We start from the raw sequence: 24,195 nt of genomic DNA, 5'->3' as shown, positions 1-24,195 counted from the left end.
GATCGTGAAGGCCCGGCACTTGCCTGGGCGCAGCGCCACGTTCCGCGGCCGCCGGGACGGGCGGAATGCGGAATGCGGCAACAGGCACAAGAGGACAGCGCGCCCTTGTCGCCGCGGCTGCGGTCCGCCTTCGGGTCGGTGGGCTTCCCGTGAAGCCCGAATGCGGATAACGGGCGAGGCATGAGCCTGCGCCCGCATCTGACCGCCACCTTCCTTCTCGGCCTGCCGCTGGTGGGCACCCATGTCAGCCGGATGCTGATCGGGGTGACGGACACCGTGCTGATCGGCCGCTACGGCGTCGATGAGCTGGCGGCGCTGGTGCTGGCGACCTCGTATTTCTTCATCCTGACGATGCTCGGGTCGGGCTATGCCTTGGGCGTCATGGGGGTGATCGCCAGCGCGCGCGCTCGCGGCGACGCGGTCGAGGTGCGGCGGGCCACGCGGATGGCGCTGTGGCTGTCGGTCCTCCATTCCCTGCTGATCGTGCCGCTTCTGTGGTGGTCGGGGCCGATCCTCTCTGCCTTGGGGCAGGAGCCTCGGATCGCTGCGCTGGGGCAGGAATGGCTGCGGGCGATGATCCCCGCGATGCCCGCGGTGCTGGCGGGGATGGTGCTGAACAGCTATCTCGCGGCGCTGGGGCGACCGAACCTGGCGCTTGTCGTCAACCTGATCGGGCTGCCGATCAATGCGCTGTTCAACTGGCTGCTGATCTTCGGGGAATGGGGGCTGCCGGAACTGGGCGTGCGCGGCTCGGGGATCGCCAGCCTTTCGGTCAACTGGATGCAGCTTGCCGCGCTGGCGGCTTGTGCCGCCTGGGTGCCCGAGGGGCGACCCTATCACCTGTTCCAGCGGTTGTGGCGGCCGGACTGGGCGGCGTTCCGGTCCGTCTTCGCGCTGGGCCTGCCGATCGGGCTGACGCTGGTGGCGGAAACGGGGATGTTCACCGGCGCCAACGTCCTGATGGGCTGGTTCGGGGCCGAGCCACTGGCCGCCCATGGCATCGCCCTGCAGATCGCGGGTCTGACCTTCATGGTGCATCTGGGCATTTCCAATGCGGCGACGATCCGGGTGGGATCGGCGCACGGGGCGGGGGACCCGCAGGGGCTGCGCCTGGCGGCGCTGGCGGCGATCCTGCTGTCGGCGGGCTTTGCGCTGGTCCCGATGGCCGCTTTCCTGACGATCCCCGAGGCGCTGACCGGGCTTTACCTCAACCCCGCCGACCCGAGGGCGCCGGTGATCGTGGCGCTGGCGGCCTCGCTGATGCTTTACGCGGGGCTGTTCCAGCTGGCCGACGCCATGCAGGCCATCGCGCTGGGGCTGCTGCGCGGGGTGCAGGACACGCGTGTGCCGATGGTGCTGGCGGTTGTCAGCTACTGGCTGATCGGCCTGCCTGCCGGCTGGCTGCTGGCCTTTCCGCTGGGGATGGGGCCGCCGGGGCTGTGGCTGGGACTGCTGGTCGGGCTGACCGCCGCGGCCGCGCTGCTGATGACGCGGTTCTGGCGCTGGGCGGGGGCACAGGGCGCCGCTCTGGCCCGCGCGCCGCAAGCCCGCTAGACTGGCCCGCGCCCCTGCCTTCGAGAGGTTCCCATGCGTCCCGTCTTCGTCCAGTTCCGCTGCACCCCCGGCAAGACCTACGAGGTCGCCGACGCCATCTACGACCGGGAGGTGGTGAGCGAGCTTTACTCGACCTCGGGCGAATACGACCTGCTGGCCAAGGTCTATGTCCCCGAGGATGAGGACGTGGGCCATTACCTGTCCGAACGGCTGTTCGACATTCCCGGCATCAACCGGACGCTGACGACGATGACCTTCCGCGCCTTCTGAGGCTCAGCCGATCATCCAGGCAAGGGTCGCGGCCAAGACCCCGGCAGCGGGCAGCGTCACGACCCAGGCGGCCAGCGTCCGCAGGACGGCGGCGCGGCGCACCAGTTGAAGGCGGCGCAGTTCCTCGGGTGGCAGCGGCTTGCGGGCGCGGGTCCGGGCGCTGCGGAAGCGGCGCTCCTCCCATTCGCGGTAGAAGCCGACGCCGAAGACGCCGCCCACCGCGACATGGGTGGTGGACACCGGCATTCCCAGCCGCGTCGCGGCCAGCACCGTCAGCGAGGTCGCCAACGATACGCAAAGCGCGCGGGCGGTGTTCAGCCGGGTAATCCGGCTGCCGACCATGTGGACGAGCCGCCGGCCGAACAGCAGCGCGCCCACCGCGATCCCGGCGCCGCCCAGCGCCAGCAGCCGGATCGAGGTCGGCTCGGCCTGCGGCCACAGCTCGGTGGACCGCCCCAGCACTGCAAGCGGCGCCACGATGTTGGCCACGTCGTTCGAGCCGTGGCTGAATCCCATCAGGATCGCCCCCAGCACCAGCGGCGGTCCGAGCATCCGGTCGAGCATCTGCCGGCCGGGATGCCCGGCCGCGATCTCGTCCGCCATGCGGATGCGGGCGAAGACGACGGACGCGGCGCTGACCGCGAAGGTCGCGCCAAGGACGACGGGTGCGCCGACGCCGCTGAGCGAAAGGGCGTTGAGGGTCAGCACGGCGGCGATGCAGCCCACGACCCATGGCAGCAGGCGCGCGGCCGCGCGGGCGCGGTCCGGCGCGCGGTGGATCGCCCGGCGCAGCACGGCCAGCAGCGCCGCCCCCGCCAGCGCCGCGACGATGGGCGCGGCAATCCATGCGGTCGCGATCCCGGCCAGCCCGCGCCATTGCAGCGCCCCCGGTCCGAAGACGACCAGTCCCGCGCCCGAGATGCCGCCCACGACGGCATGAGTGGTGCTGACCGGCGCCCCCGCCCAGGTCGCCAGCGTGATCCAGATGGCGGCGGCCAGCATCGCGGCCAGCATGACGGTGGCAGGCTCGGTTCCCTGATGCATCAGGTCGGCGGGCAGGATGCCCGTGGTCAGTGTTTCGGTGACACGTCCTCCGGCCAGCATGGCGCCCGCGATCTCGGCCAGCGCCACGAGGATGAGGCCCGCGCTCATCGAGATCGCGCCCGCGCCGACCGGCGGGCCCAGCGCATTCGCCACGTCATTGGCCCCGATGGACAGCGCCAGGAAGGTCGCCACGAGCATCCCCGCAACCAGCATGCCCGACAGGGCGGCGCCCGCCAGCGTCCCGACGATCGCGACCACCGCCGCGAAGGTCAGCGCAAGGCCCAGCCGGAAGACGGCGCGCGTCGAGTGAAGCCCCGCGCTTTCGGCATTCGCGACCCGGTCCAGATCCTTGTCGAGAATTCGGAACTCGGCCATCCGCGCCCTCAGGCGCGCGTGGAAAAGGGCGCGGCCGGGCGGCGGGGCGCAAGCGTGGACAGCAAGGCGGCAAGCTCGGCCTCGGACACCAGCCCGGCCGCCTTTTCAGGGGCGAACCAGCGCCGGGTGCGCTGCGGCTGTTCGGGCCAGCAATCGGCCAGCGCCTCGACGGGGACAAGGAACACCCTGACCTCGACCGGGATGGCGAATCCGCGGTCATGCGCCTTGTCATAGTGATAGATGCCCAGATCCTCGGCCGCATGGGCGTGGACGCCCGCTTCCTCCCACGCCTCCTGCAGGGCGGCCTGCGCCAGGGTGCGGCCGGGCATGGGCCATCCCTTGGGGATGATCCAGCGGCCGGTGTCGCGGCTGGTGATCAGCAGCACCTTGCCCGTCGCCGGATCGCGGCAGATCGCCCCGGCCTGCAGCCGGGGCGTGCGGGCGCCGAGAAACCGGGCGAGCCTGCGGCGCAGGTCCTTCATCCGTCCTCCGCCGTGCCGGCAGGGCCGCGCAGCGCCTTGATGGTGCCCCGCTGGGCCTTGGCGGCAAGCCTGCGGCGCTGGCTGCCCAGCGTCGGGCGGGTGGCGATGCGGGGGCGGGGCGCGGCCAGGGCCGAGCGGATCAGGTCGGCCAGCCGTTCGCGCGCGATTTCGCGGTTGCGGGCCTGGCTGCGGGTGTCCTGCACCTGGATAAGGATGGCGCCATCCCCGGTCCAGCGCCGGCCCGCAAGCCGCCGCAGCCGCGTCTTGACGGGAGCGGGCAGGTGAGGCGAGCGCTCGGCCTCGAAGCGAAGCTCGACGGCGGTCGAGACCTTGTTGACGTTCTGTCCCCCGGGTCCCTGTGCGCGCGTGAACTGCTCGAACAGTTCCCAATCGGCGATGGTGATGGTGTCGTTGATCCGCAGCATGGATGAAAGATGCAAATCCGGGACCGGGATGAAAAGGGGCGAAAGGGTGATTCAGGCGAACTTCCGTGACCTTGCGGGGCGAATCGGCAGCCTGCGGGGGCACCGGGCGGGGTTTCTTCTTGCAGGGTGATCGCGGCTTTCTCTTTCCTTGTCGTGACTGTCAGGCTTGCAGGCGCCGGAAATGGAACCCATGCGGGAGGCTGCGCCAGCGTGGAAGCAGGCCCTCGGCCCCGATCATGCTGCCTGCGAAGCCGACGCGCTTCCGCCCTTGACCGCCCGTGCCAGCACCGCGACCGACACCGGCCCCGCGCCCGCCGCCGCAAGCGCCGAAGCGGCCGCCCCCAGCGTCGCGCCCGAGGCCATCACGTCGTCGATCAGCAGCACCGGCCTGCCTTCCAGCCGCAGCCGGACCCGCGCCGCCACCTCAACCGCGCCCTCGACATTGGCGAAGCGGTCGGCGACCGAGCCGTAGTCCTGCATCGGCGTGTGCCGGGTGCGGCGCAGTGCCGCAGCCTCAAGCCGCAGCCCGTGCGCCCGCGCCACCGCCGCCGCCAGCAACGCCGACTGGTTGTATTTTCGCGCCATCATCCGGCGCGGATGCAGCGGCACCGGCACCACCAGCATGTCCGGCCGCAGCAGAGGCCCCGCTGCCGCAGCCAGCCACCGCCCCAGCGAGGGCGCCAGATCGGGCCGGTCGCCATGCTTCAGGGCCAGCACCAGCCTGCGCCCGCTGCCCGCATAGACCACCGCCGCGCGGCCCCTGTCCCATGGCCGGGCCACGGACAGGCATTCGTCGCAGGCAAGTCCCGCCTCCTCGCCGCCGTCGCCGGGCAGGGGGATGCCGCAGCACTCGCAATGGCAGGCGCCGATGAACTCGGCCTCGCGCCAGCAATCGGGGCAGAGCGCCCCGTCCTCGGCCACGCCCGCCCCGCAGTCGAGGCACTGCGGCGGGAACAGAATCGCCCGCCCCGCTTTCATCACCGAGCCGAACGACCTAAGTTGCAGTCCCATGTCCGCTTCTCCCCCTGACTTCGACGGCCCGCCGCGCCTGACCGACCGCACCGCGCTTTCGCGCAACCGCGCCCGCGCGGCCCGCATCGGGCGCGAGGACTGGCTGCACGCGCTGGTGCAGGGCGAGATCGAGGATAGGCTGTCAGAGATTAACAGGACGTTTACGGCACCTGCCGTGGTGACCGGAAATCCCGCTTTCTGGACCGCCGCCATGCCTGAGGCCCGTGTCGTGGGGGACGAGCCGGTGCTGGCGCTTCAGCCCGGTCAGCACGATCTCGTGATCCACGCGCTGGCGCTGCACTGGGCCGACGATCCGGTGGGCCAGTTGATCCAGTCGGCCCGCGCGCTGGTTCCAGATGGCCTTTTTATCGCCGTGCTGCCGGGGGCTGGGACGCTTGCCCCCCTGCGCGCCGCCTTGGCGCAGGCCGAGGTCGAGGTGACCGGCGGCCTTTCCCCCCGCATCGCCCCTTTCGGCGAAATCCGCGACCTCGGCGCACTGGTGACGCGGGCGGGGCTGGCCCTGCCGGTGGCCGACCAGATCACGCAAGCCGTCAGCTACCGCGACTTTCTCCACCTTGCCCGCGACCTGCGCGCGATGGGGGAAACCAACGCGCTCGACCGCCGCCTGCGCCATCCGACCCGCCGCACGATCCTGCGGCGCGCGGCGCAGATCCTTGCCGAAACCGCCCCCGACCCGCAGGATCCCGGCCGCATCCGGCTGGGGCTGGACCTGATCTTCCTGACCGGATGGGCGCCCGCCGACAACCAGCCGAAACCATTGCGCCCCGGCTCGGCCCGAACCAGCCTTGCCGCGGCGCTCAGCCAGAGGACCCCATGAACCAGCACGCCCGCCCCCAAGACCCGAGCCAGCCGCGCCACGCCCCCGCAGACCATCCCGCCTTGCCGCAGCCGAAGATCGGCATCCTCGTCGCCAACCTTGGCACCCCCGACGGCCACGACTACTGGTCGATGCGGCGCTATCTCAGCGAATTCCTGTCCGACCAGCGGGTGATCGACTATCCGAAATGGAAATGGCAGCCGCTTTTGCAGGGGATCATCCTTTCGAAGCGGCCCTTCACCTCGGGGGCGAACTACCGTTCCATCTGGAACAACGAGGCGAATGAAAGCCCGCTGCTGACGATCACCAAGGCCAAGGTGGCCAAGCTGCGCCAGACCTGCGCCGAACGCTGGGGCGACCGCGTGATCGTCGATTTCTGCATGCGCTACGGCAATCCCTCGACCCGGTCGGTGGTGGACGGGATGGTCAGGGCGGGCTGCGACCGCATCGTCTTTCTGCCGATGTATCCGCAATATGCGGGCTCGACCTGGGCCTCGGCGAACGACCAGTTCTTCCGCGCGCTGATGACGCAGAAATGGCAGCCCTCGGCCCGCATCTGCCCGCCCTATTTCGACCGTCCCGACTATATCGACGCACTCGCGCAGTCGGTCGAGCGCACGCTTCAGGGCCGACGCCCGCAGAAGCTGGTGGCATCCTATCACGGGATGCCGAAGCGCTACCTGCTGGAAGGCGACCCCTATCATTGCCAGTGCCAGAAGACCTCGCGCCTGCTGCGCGAGCGGCTCGGCTGGCCCGAGGACTCCATCGACACCACCTTCCAGTCGGTCTTCGGGTCCGAGGAATGGCTGCGGCCCTATACTGTCGAGCATGTGGCGGACTTGGCCAAACGCGGCATCGCCGACATCGCCGTGATCTCTCCGGCCTTCAGCGCCGACTGCATAGAGACTTTGGAGGAGATCAACGGCGAGATCCGCGAAGCCTTCGAACACGCGGGCGGCAAGGGCTTCACCTACATCCCCTGCCTGAACGATGACGACGCCCATATCGCCGTGCTGACCGAGGTGATCGCAGAGAACATGGCCGGCTGGGCCTGACCTTGGGTTGCGGCGCGGGCCTGCCTATATCGGCAAGCAACGCCGCGCCGCACTTTTGGCGCGCAGATTTCCGAAAGGCCACCATGACCACCATCAACCAGATCGCCTGGGACGATACCGTTCTGCCCTTCCAGCTTGACCGCTCCGGCGTGCGTGGCCGCGTGGCCCGTCTGGACGGTGTGCTGGAACATATCCTGTCGCGCCACAATTACTCTGCGCCGGTCGCGGCGCTGGTGGCCGAGGTTGCGCTGCTGGCCGCGCTGATCGGGCCGACCATCAAGCTGCGCTGGAAGCTGTCGATCCAGGTGCGCGGCAACGGCGCCGTCCGCACCATCGCCGCCGACTACTACGCGCCGTCGTCCGATGGCGGTCCCGCGCGCATCCGCGCCTGGGCCAGCTTCGACGCGGAGCGGCTGGACGATCGCCCGCCCTTCGAGCAGATCGGAGAGGGCTATTTCGCCATCCTGATCGACCAGGGGGCGGGCAACCTGCCCTATCAGGGGATCACGCCGCTGTCGGGCGGGTCGCTGTCGTCCTGCGCGGGGACCTATTTCGCCCAGTCCGAGCAGATTCCGTCCAGCTTCACCCTGTCCTACGGGCAAAGCCGGATGGCGGGGGATGCGGAACGCTGGCGCGCGGGCGGGGTCATGCTGCAGACCCTGCCGGCGCAGCCGATGGACGCGGGCAAGGGCGGCTCGGGCGAGCATGGGCTGATCGAGGCCGCCGACATCCTGCAGGGCGTAGAATCCGAGGACTGGAACCGCGCCAACCACCTTTTGTCCACGGTGGAACCGATCGAGTTGATCGGGCCGTCCGTCGCGCCCACGGACCTGCTGGTGCGCCTGTTCCACGAGGAAACGCCGCGCGTCTTCGACCCCCAGCGGGTCGAGTTCGGCTGTTCCTGCTCGGCCGACCGGGTGCGGGGGACGCTGTCGATCTATTCGGCCAAGGACATCCGCCACATGACGACGGACGAGGGCACCGTCACCGCCGACTGCCAGTTCTGCGGCGCGCATTACGAATTCGACCCCGCCTCGCTGGGCTTCGAGGCCACGGTGGACGCCGAGGGCAATGCCCTGCCCGCCGAGGCGTCGGAGGAAGGCCGCTGATGCTGCAGGCGGCCGAGGTGCGTGAAAGACTCAAGCGGGCGCTCGATGTGCCCGCCGGGGCGACCTCGGACTTCGACCAGAACGGTTCTGTCCCGCCGGGGCTTGAGGCGCGGCCTGCGGGCGTGCTGGCCGCCTTCCACGAGGACGGACGCCTGCTGCTGACCAAGCGGGCGAGCGGGCTGCGCCACCATCCCGGCCAGATCGCCCTGCCGGGCGGCAAGGTCGATCCGGGCGACGCGGATGAGGTCGCCGCCGCGTTGCGCGAGGCGCGCGAGGAGGTGGGGCTGGACCCCGCGCAGGTGGAGGTGCTGGGGGTGCTGCCGCCACATCGCACCGTCACCGGCTTTGCCATGACGCCCGTTCTGGCAATGATCCGGGGGCCTTTTACCCCGGTGCCCGAGGCAGGCGAGGTCGAGGAGGCCTTTACCGTCCCCTTCGCCCACATCGCCGATCCGACGAACTACCGGCTGGAGCGGCGGCTTTGGCGTGGCGGCTGGCGGTCCTATCACGTCGCGCCCTGCGGTCCCTATTACATCTGGGGCGCAACGGCGCGGGTGCTGCTGGCGCTGGCAAAAAGGCTCTCCACATGAGGCTGCCCGAGGCGATCACGGCGGACCCCTCGCTGGGGCGCGTGCTGGCGGCGCTGGCCCCGCACCGGGCGCTGGTTGTCGGCGGCGCGGTCCGCAACGCGCTGCTGGACGAGCCGGTGGACGACATCGACATCGCGACCGATGCGCGACCTGAAAGGGTGGTGGACCTGGCGAGGGCCGCGGGGCTGAAACCCGTGCCCACGGGGATCGAGCATGGCACGATCACCGTGGTCGCTGACGGGCGCGGCTTCGAGGTCACGACCTTCCGCCGCGACGTAGAAACGGACGGACGGCGCGCGGTCGTTGCCTTCTCCGACCGGATCGAGGAGGACGCGGCGCGGCGCGATTTCACCATGAACGCGCTTTACGCCGAGGCTTCGGGCCAGGTGCTGGACCCTGTCGGCGGACTGCCCGACCTTGCTGCCCGGCGCGTCCGCTTCGTGGGCGACCCGGACGAGCGCATCACCGAGGATTATCTTCGCATCCTGCGCTTCTTCCGCTTCCATGCCCGTTACGGTCGCCCCGGTGCGGCGGACCCCGAGGCGCTGGCGGCCTGCGCCCGCCATGCCGGGGGGCTTGCCCGCATCTCGCGCGAGCGGATCGGGGCCGAGATGCGGAAGCTCCTGTCCGCTGCCGATCCGCTGGAGGCCGTGCGGCTGATGGAGCAGGCCGGTGTTCTTGCGCAGGTCCTGCCGGGCGCAGGGTCCGAGGGGCTTGCTGCAATGATCGCCGTCGAAGCGGGGACTGTCTGCCCCCGCACCCCCGAGGGTATTTCAACCAGAAAGAAGGACTGGGAGCTGCGGCTTGCGGCTCTTGCAGCGGCTGACGCGGTGGATGCGCTGCGTCTTTCACGCGCTGAGGCAAGGGTGCAGGAGGAGTTGCGCTCTGATCTGCCGCTGGCCGAGGCGGCCTATCGGCTGGGGGCCGGGCGTGCGGAGCAGTTGGCGGTGCTGCGGGCTTCGCGGAACGAGGAATTGCGCCAGGACTGGCGCGAGCAGATCGCCTTCGCCGCGGGGCAGGTGCTGCCGATTTCCGCCGCCGACCTGTCGGATCGGCTGTCGGGGCCGGCGCTGGGACGCGGGCTGCGCGCGGCCGAGGCCGCATGGATCGAGGGTGGTTTCCTGATGCCTGCGCCCGCGCTGGTGGACATCGCGCTTCTGGCAGGAGAAGGCCCATGATGCTGCACCAGACCTTCGAGCGGCTGATCGACGCATTCCGGCCGGCCGACGGGCCGCCGCCGCGCACACTGCTGGCCTTCTTCCGCTGGGCGCTGTCGGGCGCCTGGGGGGGCTTGGGGGTCGCGGCCTTCGCCTCGGCTCTGTCGGGCGCGGCCGAGGTCGCCTCGGCCACGCTGCTGGGACTGGTCGTGGATGCGGTGGCGCAGTCGGGGGGGCGGACGCTGGTCGATCACGGCTGGCTGATCGCCGCTTTCGCCGGGTTCTTCCTGGTCCTGCGGCCTGCCATCATGGGCCTGTCGGCGGCGTCCTCGAACGTCATCATCGGCCCGAACATCCTGCCGCTGGTGCTGTCGCGCCTGCACCGCTGGACGATGGGCCATGCCGTCACCTTCTTCGACAACGACTTCGCCGGGCGCATCGCGCAGAAGCAGATGCAGACCGCCCGGGCCGTCACCGATGTGGCCAGCGAGATGGTCAACACCGGCACCTTCGCCCTGTCGGCGGTGCTGGGCTCGGCCATCTTCCTGGTGACGATCGACGCCTGGGCCGCGCTTGCGCTGGTCGTCTGGCTCGGGGTCTATCTGGCGCTGATCCGCTTTTTCCTGCCGCGCGTGCGGGCGCAGTCCAAGGGACGCGCCAGCGCGCGGGCCATGATCACCGGGCAGGTCGTCGATACGATCACCAACATCAAGACCGTCAAGCTGTTCGCCAGCGCCGAATACGAGGACCAAGCGGCCCTTGGCGCGATGGAGACCTTTCGCGACCGCGCCATCGACTTCGGCCGGCTGAACACCTGGTTCCGGCTATCGCTGACCATCGTGTCAGGCATCCTGCCGGTGGTGCTTGTCGGCGGCGCGGTGATGATGTGGCAGCAGGGGCAGGCCACGCCCGGAGACGTGGCGGCATCCGGCGCCATCGCCATGCGGCTGGCGCAGATGACCGGCTGGGTCAGCATGGCGCTGATGGGCATCTGGGGATCCATCGGCGAGGTCGAGGACGGGATGCAGACGCTGTCGCCGCCGCACAGCCTGGTCGATGCGCCCGACGCGGTGGACCTGGGCCGGCTGCGCGGGGAGGTCGTCTTCGACGGGATCAGCTTCGCCTATGGCCGCGAGGAAGGGGGCATCGGGGATCTGTCGCTGCGGATCGCGCCGGGCGAGCGGATCGGCATCGTCGGGGCCTCGGGCGCGGGCAAGTCCACGCTGGTTTCGCTGCTGTTGCGGCTTTACGACGTCGAGAAGGGTGCGGTCCTGGTGGACGGCCAGGACGTGCGCCGCGTCACCCAGCAGTCCTTGCGCCAGAACATCGGCATGGTCACGCAGGATACGGCGCTGTTCAACCGCTCGGCGCGCGACAACATCCTTTATGGCCGACCGGGCGCCTCGGAGGAGGAGATGGTCGCCGCCGCCAGGGCCGCCGAGGCGCATGACTTCATCCTGGGCCTGCAGGATTCGGCAGGCCGCAAGGGCTATGACGCGCATCTGGGCGAGCGGGGGGTGAAGCTCTCGGGCGGGCAGCGGCAGCGGATCGCGCTGGCCCGCGCCTTCGTCAAGGACGCACCGATCCTGGTGCTGGACGAGGCCACCAGCGCACTTGACAGCGAGGTCGAGGCGCAGGTGCAGGAATCGCTGCACCGGATCATGCAGGGCAAGACCGTGCTGGCCATCGCGCACCGCCTGTCCACCATCGCCGAGATGGACCGGATCGTGGTCATGGACGATGGCCGCATCGTCGAGCAGGGGCGACACGCCGAACTGCTGGCGAGGGGCGGCCTTTATGCCCGCTACTGGAACCGCCAGTCGGGCGGCTTCCTGGGGACCGAGCCCGAGGAGGCGCAGGCCGCCGAATGACCCACTGGACGGTCGAGCGGCTGGGGCGGCGCGGCGACGGCGTGGCGCTGCGCGGGGACGAACGCGCGCTCGCGCCCCTGACGCTGCCGGGCGAGCAGATCGAGGGCGAGGCCAAGGCGGGGCGCATTGCCCGGCCGCGGATCGTGACGCCCTCGGCGGATCGGGTGAAAGCGCCGTGCCCGCATTACAAGGTCTGCGGCGGCTGTTCGCTGATGCATGCGAGCGACGGCTTCGTGGCCGGATGGAAGGCGCAGGTGGTGCGGAATGCGCTGGCCGCGCAGGGGATCACGGCCGAGATCGCGGCGGTGCATACCTCTCCGCCGCGGTCGCGCCGCCGGGCGGTGCTGTCGGGGCGGCGGACGAAGGCGGGGGCGCTGATCGGGTTCCACCAGCGCGCCTCGGACGTGATCGTGGATGTGGCCGAGTGCCTCGTGGTCCGGCCCGCGATCCTGGCCGCGCTGCCCGACCTGCGGCGGATGGTGAGCCTTGGCGGCTCGCGCGCCGGTGAGCTGTCGCTGGTGGTGACCGAGACTGCGGCGGGGCTGGACGTCGCGGTGACAGGCGGCAAACCGATGACACCGGGGCTGTTGTCGGATCTCGCGGCGCTGATGAACGCGGCGGCTTGGGCGCGGCTCGACTGGAATGGCGAGGCAATCGTGGCGCGGCCTCCGGCGATTCCCTTCGGGCGGGCGCAGGTGGTGCCGCCGCCGGGCGGGTTCCTGCAGGCGACGGCGGAAGGCGAAGCCGCGTTGCTGACCGCTGCGCGCCGGATCGTCGGCCCGGCGCCGCGGATCGCCGACCTGTTCGCCGGCGCGGGAACCTTCACCCTGCCGCTGGCCGAAACCGCCGATGTCCATGCGGTCGAGGGGCTCGCCGCGCCCCTTGCCGCGCTGGACGCGGGCTGGAGGGCCGCACCGGGGCTGCGCCGCGTGACGACCGAGGTTCGCGACCTCGCCCGCAGGCCGCTGCTGCCGGATGAACTTGCGCGATTCGACGCCGTCGTGATCGATCCGCCGCGTGCAGGGGCGGCGGCGCAGGCCGCCGCGCTGGCCCAGTCGCGGGTGCCGGCCGTGGCCTGGATCAGCTGCGATCCCGTGAGTTTCGCTCGCGACGCCAGGACCATGGTCGAGGGCGGCTACAGCCTGGGCCGGATCGAGGTCGTGGACCAGTTCCGCTGGTCGCCCCATGTCGAACTGATTGCGACTTTTACGCAATAGCGCGAAGAAAAATGCCGAGGATCGTCATTGCTGGCAGTTGGCGGAAAACCGCCGGTTGTGGTAACTCTGGATCAAGAAAACGCAAATAAGCGATTCTGGGGCAGTGATGATCTCGACTATCCGCAATTTTGTTGCGCTGACCGCGCTTGTCTTGCTGACAGCCTGCGGTGGCGGCGCCAAGCAACCTGTCAGCAAGTTCCGCAGCTACAGCGGCCCGCCCGTGACCCAGATCGTGGTCGAAAAGGGCGACCGGCAGATGTTCCTGCTCAGCGGCAGCACGGTGCTGAAGGCTTATGACATCGGGCTGGGCTTCCAGCCCATCGGCCACAAGATGTACGAAGGCGACGGCCGCACACCCGAGGGCATCTACTACATCAACCGTCAGAACCCCAACAGCGCCTATCATCTGTCGCTGGGGATTTCCTATCCTGACCCGACCGACAAGGCGCGAGCGATGATGCTGGGTCAGCAGCCCGGAGGTGATATCATGATCCACGGCCGCGGCCCTAATGGCAACAAGGCCACGGCGCGTGACTGGACCGCAGGCTGCATCGCGGTGAACGATCGGGAGATCGAGGAAATCTTCTCGATGGTCCGCCCCGGCGTTCCGGTCGTGATCTATCCTTGACGATCGCGTGGCCGGGGCAGGTCGCGCCAAGGCCCTTGCCAGACTGCCGGGTCGGCTGCTACCAAAGTCGCGGACGACGGGAGACGCTGGCGCAGGCCAGGGCCGAAGGAGCAACCGCCCCGGTAAACTCTCAGGCAGAAAGACCGCGTCCGCATAAAACTCTGAAGAGTGGCTGTCCGCAGGGATGGCCCGCCGAAGGATAACGATCTCAGGCGCCCCGGCGGGGCAGGGACAGAGGGGGCATCGACACGCGGCCGCACGCCGCCAAGGGGAGATGCCATGACCGAACTGCGCCGCACGCCGCTTTACGACCTGCATACCGAACTCGGTGCCCGGATGGTGCCTTACGCCGGATGGGAGATGCCGGTCCAGTATCCCATGGGGGTGATGGGCGAGCACCTGCACACCCGCAAGGCCGCCGGGCTGTTCGACGTCAGCCACATGGGGCAGGTGATCCTGCGCGGCGAGGGCGCGGCGAAGGCGCTGGAACGCCTGGTGCCTGCCGACATCATCGGCCTTGCGCCGGGGCGGCAGCGTTACGGGCTGTTCACCAATGAGGATGGCGGCATCCTTGACGACCTGATGATCGCGGGCAAGGGCGACCACCTGCTGCTGGTCGTCAACGCATCCCGTGCGGAAGCGGACATCACCCACATGACCGAGGCCGGGCTGGCGCCCGAGGTCGTGACCGACCGCGCCCTTCTGGCGCTGCAGGGACCAGGGGCCGAGCGGGCGCTAGCCGCGCTGGTGCCGGGCGTGGCCGATTTGCGCTTCATGGATTCGGTCGATCTGCAATGGGAGAGCGAGGTGCTGTGGGTCAGCCGCTCGGGCTATACCGGCGAGGACGGGTTCGAGATCAGCATCCCCGCCGAACGCGCCCTGGACTTCGCCCGCGCCCTGCTGGCGCAGGAAGGCGTGGTCCCCATCGGCCTCGGCGCCCGCGATTCGCTGCGGCTTGAGGCGGGGTTGCCGCTTTACGGCAACGACATGGATGCCACGGTGTCGCCCGCGCAGGCGGGCCTCGGCTGGTCGATCCCCAAGGTCCGCCGCGCGGGCGGAGCGCGCGCGGGCGGCTTTCCGGGCGCCGACAAGATCCTGCCCGAACTGGGAAAGGCCGCGCATATCCGCCGCGGGTTGCGCCCCGAAGGCCGCGCGCCCATGCGCGAGGGCACCCCGATCTACGCCGGTCCCGAAGGCGGCGAACCTGTAGGGCGCATCACCTCGGGTGGCTTCGGCCCCTCGGCCGGGGTGCCCATTGCGATGGCGACGCTGGCCGCCGGGATTGCCGAGGGCACCACCGTTTACGCCGAACTGCGCGGCAAGCGCCTGCCGGCAACGGTCGCGCCCATGCCATTCGTTCAACCCACCTACAAACGCTGAGGCGCTCATGCTGAAATACACCCCCGAACACGAATGGCTGCGCGCCGAGGGCGATGAGCTTGTCATCGGCATCACCGCCCATGCCAGCGAGCAACTGGGCGACGTGGTCTTCATCGAGCTGCCCGAGGTCGGCCGCGAGGTCGAGGTCGGCGAGGAGATCGTGGTGATCGAATCGGTCAAGGCGGCGTCCGACATCGTGTCCCCGGTCGCGGGCACCATCACCGCCGTCAACGAGGCGCTGGCCGATGCGCCGGGCGACGTGAACTCGGACGCGATGGCGGCCTGGTTTTTCCGCGTCAAGCCGGCGGACGGCACGTCGCTGGACGGCTTCATGGACGAGGCCGCCTATCAGGAACTGATCGGCTGAAATGTATAAACGCGCTCGGATATTAGGTCGGCGCGGTGGCTGGACGGCTGAAGTAGAAGGACGCGAACTCGCCGTCCTGCATAACTCAATCTGGCAGCGCTCACGTCCCTATTATCGTGACTCCTACGATCCTAAGTGTCTCGGCGGGAAAGAATATATGCGCCTCACAGCCGCATTGCGGACCCACGATGCTGTAGTGATTCAACATGACGTCAGCGCGTCGGATCTAACGCGTGACGGCTATGTGGGAGTGTTTCGCTTTCAGGATCTCGCCATAACAGACGCTGGTGAGATTTCTTTGTTGGTCACCGAGCGTCTAGGATGAAACAGAACGCATGACCCGCTGGAACCCGACCTCCTACAACCCCGATGATTTCGCCAACCGCCGTCATATCGGCCCTTCGCCCGCCGAGATGGAGGAGATGCTGAAGGTGGTGGGCGTGGACAGTCTTGACCAACTGATCGAGCAGACCGTGCCGGAAGCGATCCGGCAGGACGGATCGCTGGACTGGCCGGCGCTGTCCGAGCGCGAGCTGCTGGCGATGATGCGCGAGGTCGCGAGCCAGAACAAAGTGATGACCAGTCTGATCGGGCAGGGCTATTACGGGACCGTCACGCCTCCTGCGATCCAGCGCAACATCCTGGAAAACCCGGCCTGGTACACCGCCTACACGCCCTATCAGCCCGAGATCTCGCAGGGGCGGCTCGAGGCGTTGCTGAACTACCAGACGATGGTGGCCGACCTGACGGGGCTGCCGGTGGCGAACGCCTCGCTGCTGGACGAGGCGACGGCCGCCGCCGAGGCGATGGCCATGGCGCAGCGGCTTGCCAAGTCGAAGGCCAAGGCTTTCTTCGTCAGCGAGAACCTGCATCCTCAGACGATCAGCGTGATCGAGACGCGGGCCGAGCCGCTGGGGATCGAGATCATCCGCGGCAAGCCCGATGACTGCGATCCGGCGCAGGTTTTCGGCGCGATCTTCCAGTATCCCGGCACCTTCGGCCATGTCCGCGACCTCACCCCGCACTGCAAGGCGCTGCACAAGGCGGGCGCGGTTGCGGTGGCTGCAACCGACCTGCTGGCGCTGTGCCTGCTTAAGGAACCCGCCGCAATGGGCGCGGATATCTGCGTGGGCTCGGCCCAGCGTTTCGGCGTGCCGATGGGCTATGGCGGCCCGCACGCGGGCTTCATGTCCTGCCGCGACGAGATGAAGCGGGCGATGCCGGGCCGCATCGTCGGCGTTTCCATCGACGCGGCGGGGCGGCAGGCTTACCGTCTGGCCCTGCAGACGCGCGAACAGCATATCCGGCGCGAGAAGGCCACGTCCAACGTCTGCACAGCGCAGGCGCTGCTGGCTGTGATGGCGTCCTTCTATGCGGTGTTTCACGGGCCGGTGGGCCTCAAGGCGATCGCGCAACGGGTGCACCTGAACGCGGTCACGCTGGCGAATGCCCTAAGGTCGGCCGGGGCCGAGGTCGAGACGGACGCCTTCTTCGACACCTTCACCGTGCGGGTGGGTGTCGGCCAGATGGGCATCCTCGCCGCCGCCGAGCAGCGCGGGATCAACCTGCGCCGCGTCGGCCGCGACCGCGTCGGCATCAGCGTGGACGAGACGACGGATGCGGGCGTGATCGCGCGGGTGCTGGATGCCTTCGGGATCACCGAAATGGCCGAGCCCGCAACGGGACCGGCCATCCCCGACGACCTGCTGCGGGAAAGCGACTACCTGACCCATCCGGTCTTCCACATGAACCGGGCAGAATCCGAGATGATGCGCTACATGCGCCGCCTGTCGGACCGCGACCTGGCGCTTGACCGGGCGATGATCCCGCTGGGGTCCTGCACGATGAAGCTGAACGCGGCGGCCGAGATGATGCCGCTGACTTGGCCCGAGTTCGGGATGCTGCACCCCTTCGCCCCCGAGGCGCAGGCCGCCGGCTATCACCGGATGTTCGCCGACCTGACCAACAAGCTGTGCGAGATCACCGGCTATGACGCCTTCTCGCTGCAGCCGAACTCGGGCGCGCAAGGGGAATATGCGGGGCTGCTGACCATCGCCGCCTATCACAAGGCGAACGGAGAGGACCGCGACATCTGCCTGATCCCGGTGTCGGCGCATGGCACCAACCCGGCCAGCGCGCAGATGTGCGGGATGAAGGTTGTGGTGGTGAAATCGGCGCCCAATGGCGACATCGACCTTGAGGATTTCGCCGACAAGGCTGCGAAGGCCGGCAACAAGCTGGCAGCGGTGATGATCACCTATCCGTCCACGCATGGCGTCTTCGAGGACACCGTGCGTGACGTCTGCCGCATCACCCATGAACATGGCGGGCAGGTCTATATCGACGGCGCCAACCTGAACGCGCTGGTGGGGCTGGTGAAGCCCGGCGAGATCGGCGGCGACGTGAGCCACCTGAACCTGCACAAGACCTTCGCCATCCCGCATGGCGGCGGTGGCCCCGGCATGGGGCCCATCGGCGTCAAGGAGCATCTGGCGCCCTACCTGCCGGCCGATCCGCGCGAGGGGGCGGGGGCGGTCTCGGCCGCGCCCTGGGGGTCGGCCTCGATCTTGCTGATCTCGTGGGCCTATATCCGCATGATGGGGGGCGCGGGGCTGACGCAGGCGACCCGCGTGGCGATCCTGAACGCGAACTACATCGCCTCGCGGCTGGCGGGGGCCTACCCGATCCTGTTCATGGGCAACCGTGGCCGCGTCGCGCATGAATGCATCGTGGACACCCGCGTCTTCGCCGAGCATGGCGTGACCGTGGACGACATCGCCAAGCGTCTGATCGACAACGGCTTCCATGCGCCGACCATGAGTTGGCCCGTGGCAGGCACGCTGATGGTGGAACCGACCGAGTCCGAGACCAAGGCCGAGATCGACCGCTTCATCACCGCCATGCTGGCGATCCGGGACGAGATCACCGAGGTCGCCGAGGGCCGTATCAGCGCTGAAGCCAGCCCCCTGCGCCACGCCCCCCACACGGTCGAGGACCTGGTCGCCGAATGGGACCGCGCCTATTCGCGCGAGCAGGGCTGCTTCCCGCCCGGCGCCTTCCGGGTGGACAAATACTGGCCTCCGGTCGGGCGGGTGGACAACGCCTATGGTGACCGCAACCTGATCTGCACCTGCCCGCCCTTGGAAGCCTATGCCGAAGCAGCGGAATAGGCCGGTCCGATCCTCTGATCGCAGAAGCCGCGCCTGCATGGCGCGGCTTTCTTCTGCCGGGATGGCCGGTGCCATCACCCCGCAGGAACCGCATCCCTGTCGGGACGTTTGCCCAGAGTCATGAACCGAAAGGAAAATACCTCATGAAGGGCATCATCGCCTGGTTTCTCGGCATCCCTGTCGTGGTCATCATCCTGCTTTATGTCGTCGGCATCTTCTGATCGCCCATGGCGCTGAAGCTGACATGCCTGAGCTGCGGTCAGGTCAACCGCACCCCGCGCGAGCGGCTGTCTGCCGCTCCCAAATGCGGCGTCTGCGGGGCGGGCCTGCTGCCGGCCAAGCCAGTTTCGCTCGACTTCGCCATGCTTGAAAAGGCCGCCCGCACCGACGACCTGCCGCTGCTGGTGGATTGCTGGGCGCCGTGGTGCGGCCCCTGCAGGATGATGGCGCCCGAGTTCGAGAAGGCGGCAGTCCTGCTGCAGGGCACCGCGCGGCTGGCCAAGATCGACACCCAGTCCCATCCCGACGCCACGGCGCGCTGGAACATCCGCAGCATCCCGGCCTTCATCCTGTTCCAGAACGGGCGAGAGCGGGCGCGGCTGGCCGGCGCAAGGCCGGCGGCGCAACTGACGGAATGGGTCCGGGAACAGATTGCGGCGGGGTGAACGCGGGCGCTTGACAACCCCCGGACGACCCGTCAAATAGCCCGCCTGTGGGGCCGTAGCTCAGTTGGTAGAGCGCGTCGTTCGCAATGACGAGGCCAGGGGTTCGATTCCCCTCGGCTCCACCAGAACACTAGGAAATCAGCCTGCCTTGATGCGTCGTTCCATGCGGCGGGCCTTTTCGCGCAGCCACAGATGCGCGGTCAGCCACAGCGCCGCGATGGTCCACAGGTCCACGCCCAGCCGCGCCGCGCCCTTGGGCAGGCTCAGCGCCATGGCGTCGCCCAGGACCGACAGCAGCACGCAGGCGACAAAGGCCACCAGCCCGCCCTTGCCGATCGTCCCCAGCGCCCGACCCGGGGCCGTCCCCGCCGCCCAGGCGAACAGGTCCGACAGCGGCACCGCGACCAGCCAGCTTGCCGCCATGATCGCCACATAGCGCACCCAATCCAGCGACCATTTGTCCACGCTGCCCACCGCGTGCCACATGATGTCGGCCAATCGCTTGCCCTCGGGACCAAGGCGCCACAGCGTGACCATCGCCAGCGAATAAAGCGTGATCGCCACCGAGATGGCGGTGAGCCAGCGGCCATGGCGGCGCAGGACCGGCATGAAGCGGTGGCGGAAGGCCCCCATCGCCACGCCCGTGTGGAACACAAGCTGCCAGCCGAAGGGGTTGAACAGCAGCCCGCCCTCGACCCGGTGGTTGGGCAGGGCGGCGTTCAGCGGCACGGCCATCAGCCAGATCGCCGCCGAGCCGACGAAGAACGCGACCGGCCAGCGCAGCATCAGCGGCACCAGCATCGGTGCCAAGGCCAGGACGATGACGTAAAGGGCCAGCACGTCCAGCAGGTTCGGCTGCAGCCACATCAGCGCCAGCGTTGCGATATAGCCAACGGGCACCTCGATGATCCAGCGGGCGTATTCGTTCCAGATCGCGGTGTGGCGGAAACCCAGTTCCAGCAGCCCGCGTGACAGCAGCGCCAGCAGGATGCCGCCGAGGACCAGCGCCAGCCAGACCTGTCCGGCGCGACGGGCAAAGCGCCATTGCGCGGCCAGCCGGCCTTCGGCGCGCTCGACCTTCATCCAGACAAGGCCCACAAGGAAACCCGACAGAAGCACGAACAGCTCGGCCGCGTCGTAGACGGCGAAGTTGGTCAGGGTGAACTGCCGCAGTACGCCCACCGGCATGTGGTTCAGCATGATGCAGACCAGCGCGTAGCCGCGCAGCATGTCCAGCGAAACGATCCGGCTCATTTTGGCAGCGCGGCCCAGCGGTCCAGAAGGCGCGGGTCCGACAGCAGGGCGGCACGCTCGGGGCGGTCGAGGAAGGCCAGTGCCTCGGCCTGCGAGGCGGCGGCGGCGATCTTGGCCTCGGCGGCGATGGCGGGCAGACGCTCGGCCGCTGGCGCGTCGGGCACGGGCGGCAGCAGTGCGATGTGACGGGCGCGGGCGCGCGGGTCGCGGCCCAGCAGCGGCGTGTCCCCGACCGCCGGGCGCAGGCGGCGGACATGGGCGGTGCTGGCGGCGATGACGGGCGGCGGCACCCGTTCCTCGGGCGTGACCAGCAGCCCGGCCATCCGCGCCCAGCGGCCGAAGACCGGCGAGGCGGTCCAGCGCGAGATGGCCGGCGACAGGATCAGCCCGGCGAGGATCGGTGACAGCCAGATCGCCAGCCCCGGCGACAGCGACACCGCGACCACCAGCGTGACCAGGCCCGAGACGACATGGATGCCGTGCCGCCGCAGCACCAGCCCCCAGGGCGGCATCGAGCCCTTGCGGACCTGGCTTTCCCAGCCAGAGTTTTTTCCCCGCAGGATTTCAAGGATCTGGCGCGTCTGGATCAGCATCTGCACGGGCGCGATCAGCGCCGACATCACGGTTTCGAACAGCGCGCTGAGCAGGACGCGTGAGCGGCCGCCCGCCGCGGCCGCCAGCGGCCGCTGCCAGGCCCGTGCCACGGCGACGAACTTGGGCAGCAGCAGCAGGCTCATCGCGGCGACGAACAGCCAGACCATGCGGCGGGCGTCGAAGGTCGGCCATTCGGGGAAAAGCTGGTAGCTCTGCGGGAAATACTCGGGTCGCGACAGGATCACGTTGGCGGTCAGCGCCAGGCCCACGAGGATCATCGCCAGCCAGACGGGACTCATCAGGAAGCCGAGGACGCCGACGGCAAAATGGACGCGGCTGATGGCGGTGAAGCCGCGGGCGCCGACCAGCCGCAGGTGCTGCAGGTTGCCCTGCGCCCAGCGGCGTTCGCGCACGGCCATGTCCAGCAGGGTGGGGGGGCAGCCTTCGTAGCTGGCGCGCAGGTCCCAGTCCAGACGGACCTTCCAGCCCGCGCGCCGCAGCAGCGCGGCCTCGACGAAGTCATGCGACAGGACGGTGCCGCCCCAGGGGGGCGCGCCCGGAAGCTCGGGCAAGCCGCAGCAGGCGGCGAAGGCCGGAACGCGGATCATCGCGTTGTGGCCCCAGAAATTGCCGTTGTCGCCCGACCATGCGGCGACACCCCGCGCGATGGGCGGGCCATAGACGCGGCCCGCGAACTGGATCACGCGGGAAAACAGCGTCTGCCCCCCGACCAGCACCGGGATCGTCTGGATCAGGGCCAGCGCAGGATCGGCCGTCATCCGCGCGCTCATGGCGCGGACGACCTCGCCGCTGACGACGCTGTCGGCGTCCAGCACCACCATCTGGTCATAGCGCCCGCCCCAGCGGCGGACGAACTCGGCGATGTTGCCGGCCTTCCGGCCGGTGTTGTCGGTCCGCCTGCGATACCAGACGGGCAGGGGGCAGGTGTCGCGCAGCGCGGCGATGCCCAGCGTCTCGGCGGCGAAGACATCCGGGTCGCGGCTGTCGGACAGCACGAATATCTCGGCCCGGTCAGCCATGCCGGCCTGCGCCAACTCGTCGGCCAGCGCGCCCAGCATCCCGAGGCTGTCGGCCGTGTCCTCGTGGTAGATCGGCATCAGGATGGCGACCCGCGCCCGACCGGGGTCCGCCGGCGTGACGGGCGCGCGAGCGATCAACCCCGCCAGCAGCGAGCAGAAGCTGAAGCCGACCCAGCCGAAGGTCAGGGTGAAGAAGGCCAGCAGCGCCCATTGCAGCGGCAGGATGTTGGCTCCGAAGGCGACCATCATCTGCCAGCATCCCGCGACGGTGATCGCGGCCGCCCCGCCGAAGGCCAGCAGCCGCGCAGCCAGCACCCGGCCCGAGGCCGGCGGGCGCGGTGGTCCCGGTGGCGGGGGCGCGCGGAAATCCTGCAGGGGCATCGCCAGCGGCGCTTCCGGCGGGACTGGCGGCATCCGCCCGATCCAGCCGCCCGCCTGCGCCCCGGGCACGACCGGGGCGCAGGCGGGCGTGGTCCCGGTCGGACGCGCGGTGCCGGTCAGAAGCGGGGGATCGGTGCGGTCCAACCGCTCATCCCCTTGTCCAGCGGTGAAGCCAGGTTTCGCTCAGACGACCTTCGGGGCCTTCCAGCCGGGCGGTGATCTCGGCCAGATCGGCGCGGTCGGGCCGGAACTCAAAGGCAAGCCGCAGCAGCCCCTCGTCGGGCAGGCGGACGACATAGGGATGCTCGACGCTGCCGGCCGAGGTGCTGACCACGGCGGTCGGATCGGGCTGATCGCGGAACAGGTCGAGGTCGAAGTCGATGAAGAAGCTGCGCGCCCCCTGCGCGTTGACCGAGCGGCCCGAGCGCGTATGGCGCACCCGCGCCACCGGGAAGCCGTCGCCCGGCGTCGCGCCGAAACGCTGGCCATAGGCGAAATCATGGCGCACCCCGGCCAGCAGCGGCTGGGCGGGCTTCCAGAAGCTCACGATGTTGTCGTGGAACTCGCTTTCCAGCGGGATTTCCACCAGCACCACCGCCCCTTCGCCCCAGCCCTCCGCAGGCTCGATCCAAGCCGAGGGGCGCAGTTCGTAATGCGCCTCGGCGTCCTGATAGTCGTCGAAGTCGCGGCTGCGCTGCATCAGGCCGAAGCCGCGGGGATCACGGTCCGCAAAGGCCGAAATCTGCAGCGTCGCCGGGTTGTTCAGGCCGCGCCAGAGGCGCTGGCCCGAGCCCGTCACCATCTCGAGCCCGTCGCTGTCGTGGACGGCGGGGCGATAGTCGTCGAATGTGCCGCGGTCGCCGGGGCCGAACCAGAACATCGAGGTCAGCGGTGCCACGCCCACATCCATCAGGTCGCGCCGGGGGACCAGCGCCGCGCGGGTCGCCACCATCGTGTTGTCGCCGACCGTCAGCACGAATTCAAAGGCGCCAGAAACCGAGGGGCTGTCCAGCAGCGCGTGCACCGTGACCGACTGGTTCACCGGGTCGGGGGTATGCACCCAGAACTCGCGGAAGAAGGGGAACTCCTCGCCTTCGGGGCTGCCGGTGCCAAGGGCGAGGCCGCGCGCCGACAGGCCATAGCGGTTGCCGCGGCCGAGGACGCGGAAATAGCTCGCCCCCTGGAAGACGGCCAGTTCGTCCAGGAATCCGGGATGGTTCAGCACCGTCCGCAGGCGGAAGCCGGACCAGCCCATGTTGCCGGGCGGCATCTGCGCCGCATCCGGTGGAAAGGTGTTCTCGTCGAAATCGAAGACCGATGGGTCGAAGCCCAGCGGCCGGACGACGCCCCCTTCGACCAGATTGATCCGCACTGCCTTGGTGAACAGCATGCCCGGCGGCAGCAGGTCCAGCCCGAAGCCCGGAATATCGGCCCAGGGATCGGCCTCGCGCCGGAAGCGGATGCCGCGATAGGCGTCATAGCCGAGGTCGCTGAAGGGCGGATCCAGCGTGGAAGGCGGTTCCACATGGGCCGCGCGGGCAAGGTCGGTGGCGATCCGCGCCACCTCCTCGAAGCCGAAGGCCACAGGGACGGGCTCGGAAGCGGCGGGGACCGCCTGCGCCAGCCCGAGGCGCGGCACCATGACGCCGCTTGCCAGCGCGGCGGTCATCGTGCCCATGAAATGACGACGTTCCACGAGTATCCTGATCCGAGGGGTG

The 24,195-nt window shown here is 69.4% G+C and carries 22 protein-coding genes, 1 tRNA gene and 1 riboswitch; of the genes, 16 read left to right on the top strand and 7 right to left on the bottom strand.

What is annotated here, in order from left to right; translation table 11 throughout:
- Positions 1 to 180 precede the first annotated feature (180 nt).
- Both H5395_RS01840 and H5395_RS01835 read left to right on the top strand, forming a co-directional pair.
- Positions 181 to 1,554, top strand: a complete 1,374-nt coding sequence (locus H5395_RS01840) for an MATE family efflux transporter (RefSeq protein ID WP_182790786.1) — start codon at positions 181 to 183, stop codon at positions 1,552 to 1,554.
- 33 nt (positions 1,555 to 1,587) lie between these two features.
- Entirely contained in the window at positions 1,588 to 1,824 is a 237-nt protein-coding gene (locus tag H5395_RS01835) for an Lrp/AsnC family transcriptional regulator (protein ID WP_182790785.1), read from the top strand.
- A 3-nt stretch (positions 1,825 to 1,827) separates the two neighbouring features.
- Here the strand turns inward: H5395_RS01835 and H5395_RS01830 are convergent, their stop codons facing one another.
- From H5395_RS01830 to H5395_RS01815, 4 genes are all read right to left on the bottom strand, one after another.
- Positions 1,828 to 3,243 (bottom strand): inorganic phosphate transporter, encoded by a 1,416-nt coding sequence (locus H5395_RS01830; protein WP_182790784.1) that lies wholly within the window; start codon positions 3,241 to 3,243, stop codon positions 1,828 to 1,830.
- Between the two features lie 8 nt (positions 3,244 to 3,251).
- Positions 3,252 to 3,725: an NUDIX hydrolase gene (locus H5395_RS01825; RefSeq protein WP_182790783.1), complete on the bottom strand. Its 474-nt coding sequence runs from the start codon at positions 3,723 to 3,725 to the stop codon at positions 3,252 to 3,254.
- A complete protein-coding gene (gene arfB, locus H5395_RS01820) occupies positions 3,722 to 4,150 on the bottom strand; it encodes an alternative ribosome rescue aminoacyl-tRNA hydrolase ArfB (protein ID WP_182790782.1) in 429 nt (142 codons plus the stop codon). The genes H5395_RS01825 and arfB overlap by 4 nt, the downstream gene beginning before the upstream one ends.
- Positions 4,151 to 4,384: 234 nt before the next feature.
- The gene (locus tag H5395_RS01815) at positions 4,385 to 5,161 is read right to left on the bottom strand and encodes a double zinc ribbon domain-containing protein (RefSeq protein ID WP_255440454.1); all 777 of its coding nucleotides are present in this window, start codon (positions 5,159 to 5,161) and stop codon (positions 4,385 to 4,387) included.
- Between H5395_RS01815 and H5395_RS01810 the strand changes: the two genes are divergently transcribed.
- From H5395_RS01810 to H5395_RS01745, 14 genes are all read left to right on the top strand, one after another.
- Positions 5,160 to 5,999: an SAM-dependent methyltransferase gene (locus H5395_RS01810; RefSeq protein WP_182790781.1), complete on the top strand. Its 840-nt coding sequence runs from the start codon at positions 5,160 to 5,162 to the stop codon at positions 5,997 to 5,999. The two genes, H5395_RS01815 and H5395_RS01810, sit on opposite strands and share 2 nt — an antisense overlap.
- Positions 5,996 to 7,054: a ferrochelatase gene (gene hemH, locus H5395_RS01805; RefSeq protein WP_182790780.1), complete on the top strand. Its 1,059-nt coding sequence runs from the start codon at positions 5,996 to 5,998 to the stop codon at positions 7,052 to 7,054. Before H5395_RS01810 ends, hemH begins: the two co-directional genes overlap by 4 nt.
- 83 nt (positions 7,055 to 7,137) lie before the next feature.
- A complete protein-coding gene (locus tag H5395_RS01800) occupies positions 7,138 to 8,163 on the top strand; it encodes an Hsp33 family molecular chaperone HslO (protein WP_182790779.1) in 1,026 nt (341 codons plus the stop codon).
- Positions 8,163 to 8,753 (top strand): CoA pyrophosphatase, encoded by a 591-nt coding sequence (locus H5395_RS01795; RefSeq protein WP_182790778.1) that lies wholly within the window; start codon positions 8,163 to 8,165, stop codon positions 8,751 to 8,753. Before H5395_RS01800 ends, H5395_RS01795 begins: the two co-directional genes overlap by 1 nt.
- Positions 8,750 to 9,931: a CCA tRNA nucleotidyltransferase gene (locus H5395_RS01790; protein WP_182790777.1), complete on the top strand. Its 1,182-nt coding sequence runs from the start codon at positions 8,750 to 8,752 to the stop codon at positions 9,929 to 9,931. The genes H5395_RS01795 and H5395_RS01790 overlap by 4 nt, the downstream gene beginning before the upstream one ends.
- A complete protein-coding gene (locus tag H5395_RS01785; RefSeq protein WP_370576337.1) occupies positions 9,928 to 11,781 on the top strand; it encodes an ABC transporter ATP-binding protein in 1,854 nt (617 codons plus the stop codon). Before H5395_RS01790 ends, H5395_RS01785 begins: the two co-directional genes overlap by 4 nt.
- Positions 11,778 to 12,998, top strand: coding sequence for a class I SAM-dependent RNA methyltransferase (locus H5395_RS01780; protein WP_182790776.1), 1,221 nt, complete (start codon positions 11,778 to 11,780; stop codon positions 12,996 to 12,998). Before H5395_RS01785 ends, H5395_RS01780 begins: the two co-directional genes overlap by 4 nt.
- A 106-nt stretch (positions 12,999 to 13,104) precedes the next feature.
- The gene (locus H5395_RS01775) at positions 13,105 to 13,626 is read left to right on the top strand and encodes a murein L,D-transpeptidase family protein (protein WP_182790775.1); all 522 of its coding nucleotides are present in this window, start codon (positions 13,105 to 13,107) and stop codon (positions 13,624 to 13,626) included.
- A gap of 67 nt (positions 13,627 to 13,693) precedes the next feature.
- A riboswitch (glycine riboswitch) is annotated at positions 13,694 to 13,781 on the top strand.
- 124 nt (positions 13,782 to 13,905) lie between these two features.
- A complete protein-coding gene (gene gcvT, locus H5395_RS01770) occupies positions 13,906 to 15,006 on the top strand; it encodes a glycine cleavage system aminomethyltransferase GcvT (protein WP_182790774.1) in 1,101 nt (366 codons plus the stop codon).
- Between the two features lie 10 nt (positions 15,007 to 15,016).
- Complete coding sequence (gene gcvH / locus H5395_RS01765) at positions 15,017 to 15,373, top strand: glycine cleavage system protein GcvH (protein WP_182790866.1); 357 nt, start codon at positions 15,017 to 15,019, stop codon at positions 15,371 to 15,373.
- Positions 15,374 to 15,708: 335 nt separating this feature from the next.
- Positions 15,709 to 18,543 (top strand): aminomethyl-transferring glycine dehydrogenase, encoded by a 2,835-nt coding sequence (gene gcvP, locus H5395_RS01760; RefSeq protein ID WP_182790773.1) that lies wholly within the window; start codon positions 15,709 to 15,711, stop codon positions 18,541 to 18,543.
- A gap of 68 nt (positions 18,544 to 18,611) precedes the next feature.
- Positions 18,612 to 18,764, top strand: coding sequence for a hypothetical protein (locus H5395_RS01755; RefSeq protein ID WP_182790871.1), 153 nt, complete (start codon positions 18,612 to 18,614; stop codon positions 18,762 to 18,764).
- Positions 18,765 to 18,770: 6 nt separating this feature from the next.
- Positions 18,771 to 19,208 (top strand): thioredoxin TrxC, encoded by a 438-nt coding sequence (trxC, locus tag H5395_RS01750; protein WP_182790772.1) that lies wholly within the window; start codon positions 18,771 to 18,773, stop codon positions 19,206 to 19,208.
- Positions 19,209 to 19,257: 49 nt separating this feature from the next.
- A tRNA-Ala gene (locus H5395_RS01745) sits at positions 19,258 to 19,333 on the top strand.
- Between the two features lie 13 nt (positions 19,334 to 19,346).
- Here H5395_RS01745 and opgC read toward each other — a convergent pair.
- From opgC to H5395_RS01730, 3 genes are read right to left on the bottom strand one after another with little or no spacing between them, the layout of a single operon-like run.
- Complete coding sequence (gene opgC, locus H5395_RS01740; protein WP_182790771.1) at positions 19,347 to 20,462, bottom strand: OpgC domain-containing protein; 1,116 nt, start codon at positions 20,460 to 20,462, stop codon at positions 19,347 to 19,349.
- The gene (mdoH, locus tag H5395_RS01735; protein WP_255440451.1) at positions 20,459 to 22,621 is read right to left on the bottom strand and encodes a glucans biosynthesis glucosyltransferase MdoH; all 2,163 of its coding nucleotides are present in this window, start codon (positions 22,619 to 22,621) and stop codon (positions 20,459 to 20,461) included. The genes opgC and mdoH overlap by 4 nt, the downstream gene beginning before the upstream one ends.
- Positions 22,622 to 22,625: 4 nt before the next feature.
- Positions 22,626 to 24,173: a glucan biosynthesis protein gene (locus H5395_RS01730; RefSeq protein ID WP_370576336.1), complete on the bottom strand. Its 1,548-nt coding sequence runs from the start codon at positions 24,171 to 24,173 to the stop codon at positions 22,626 to 22,628.
- Positions 24,174 to 24,195: the final 22 nt, after the last annotated feature.

It is taken from the genome of Paracoccus sp. MC1854 (genome assembly GCF_014164635.1).
Taxonomy (GTDB): domain Bacteria; phylum Pseudomonadota; class Alphaproteobacteria; order Rhodobacterales; family Rhodobacteraceae; genus Paracoccus.
Note: the sequence above shows the minus strand (reverse complement) of the source record. Positions and strands in the feature narration are given on the sequence as shown.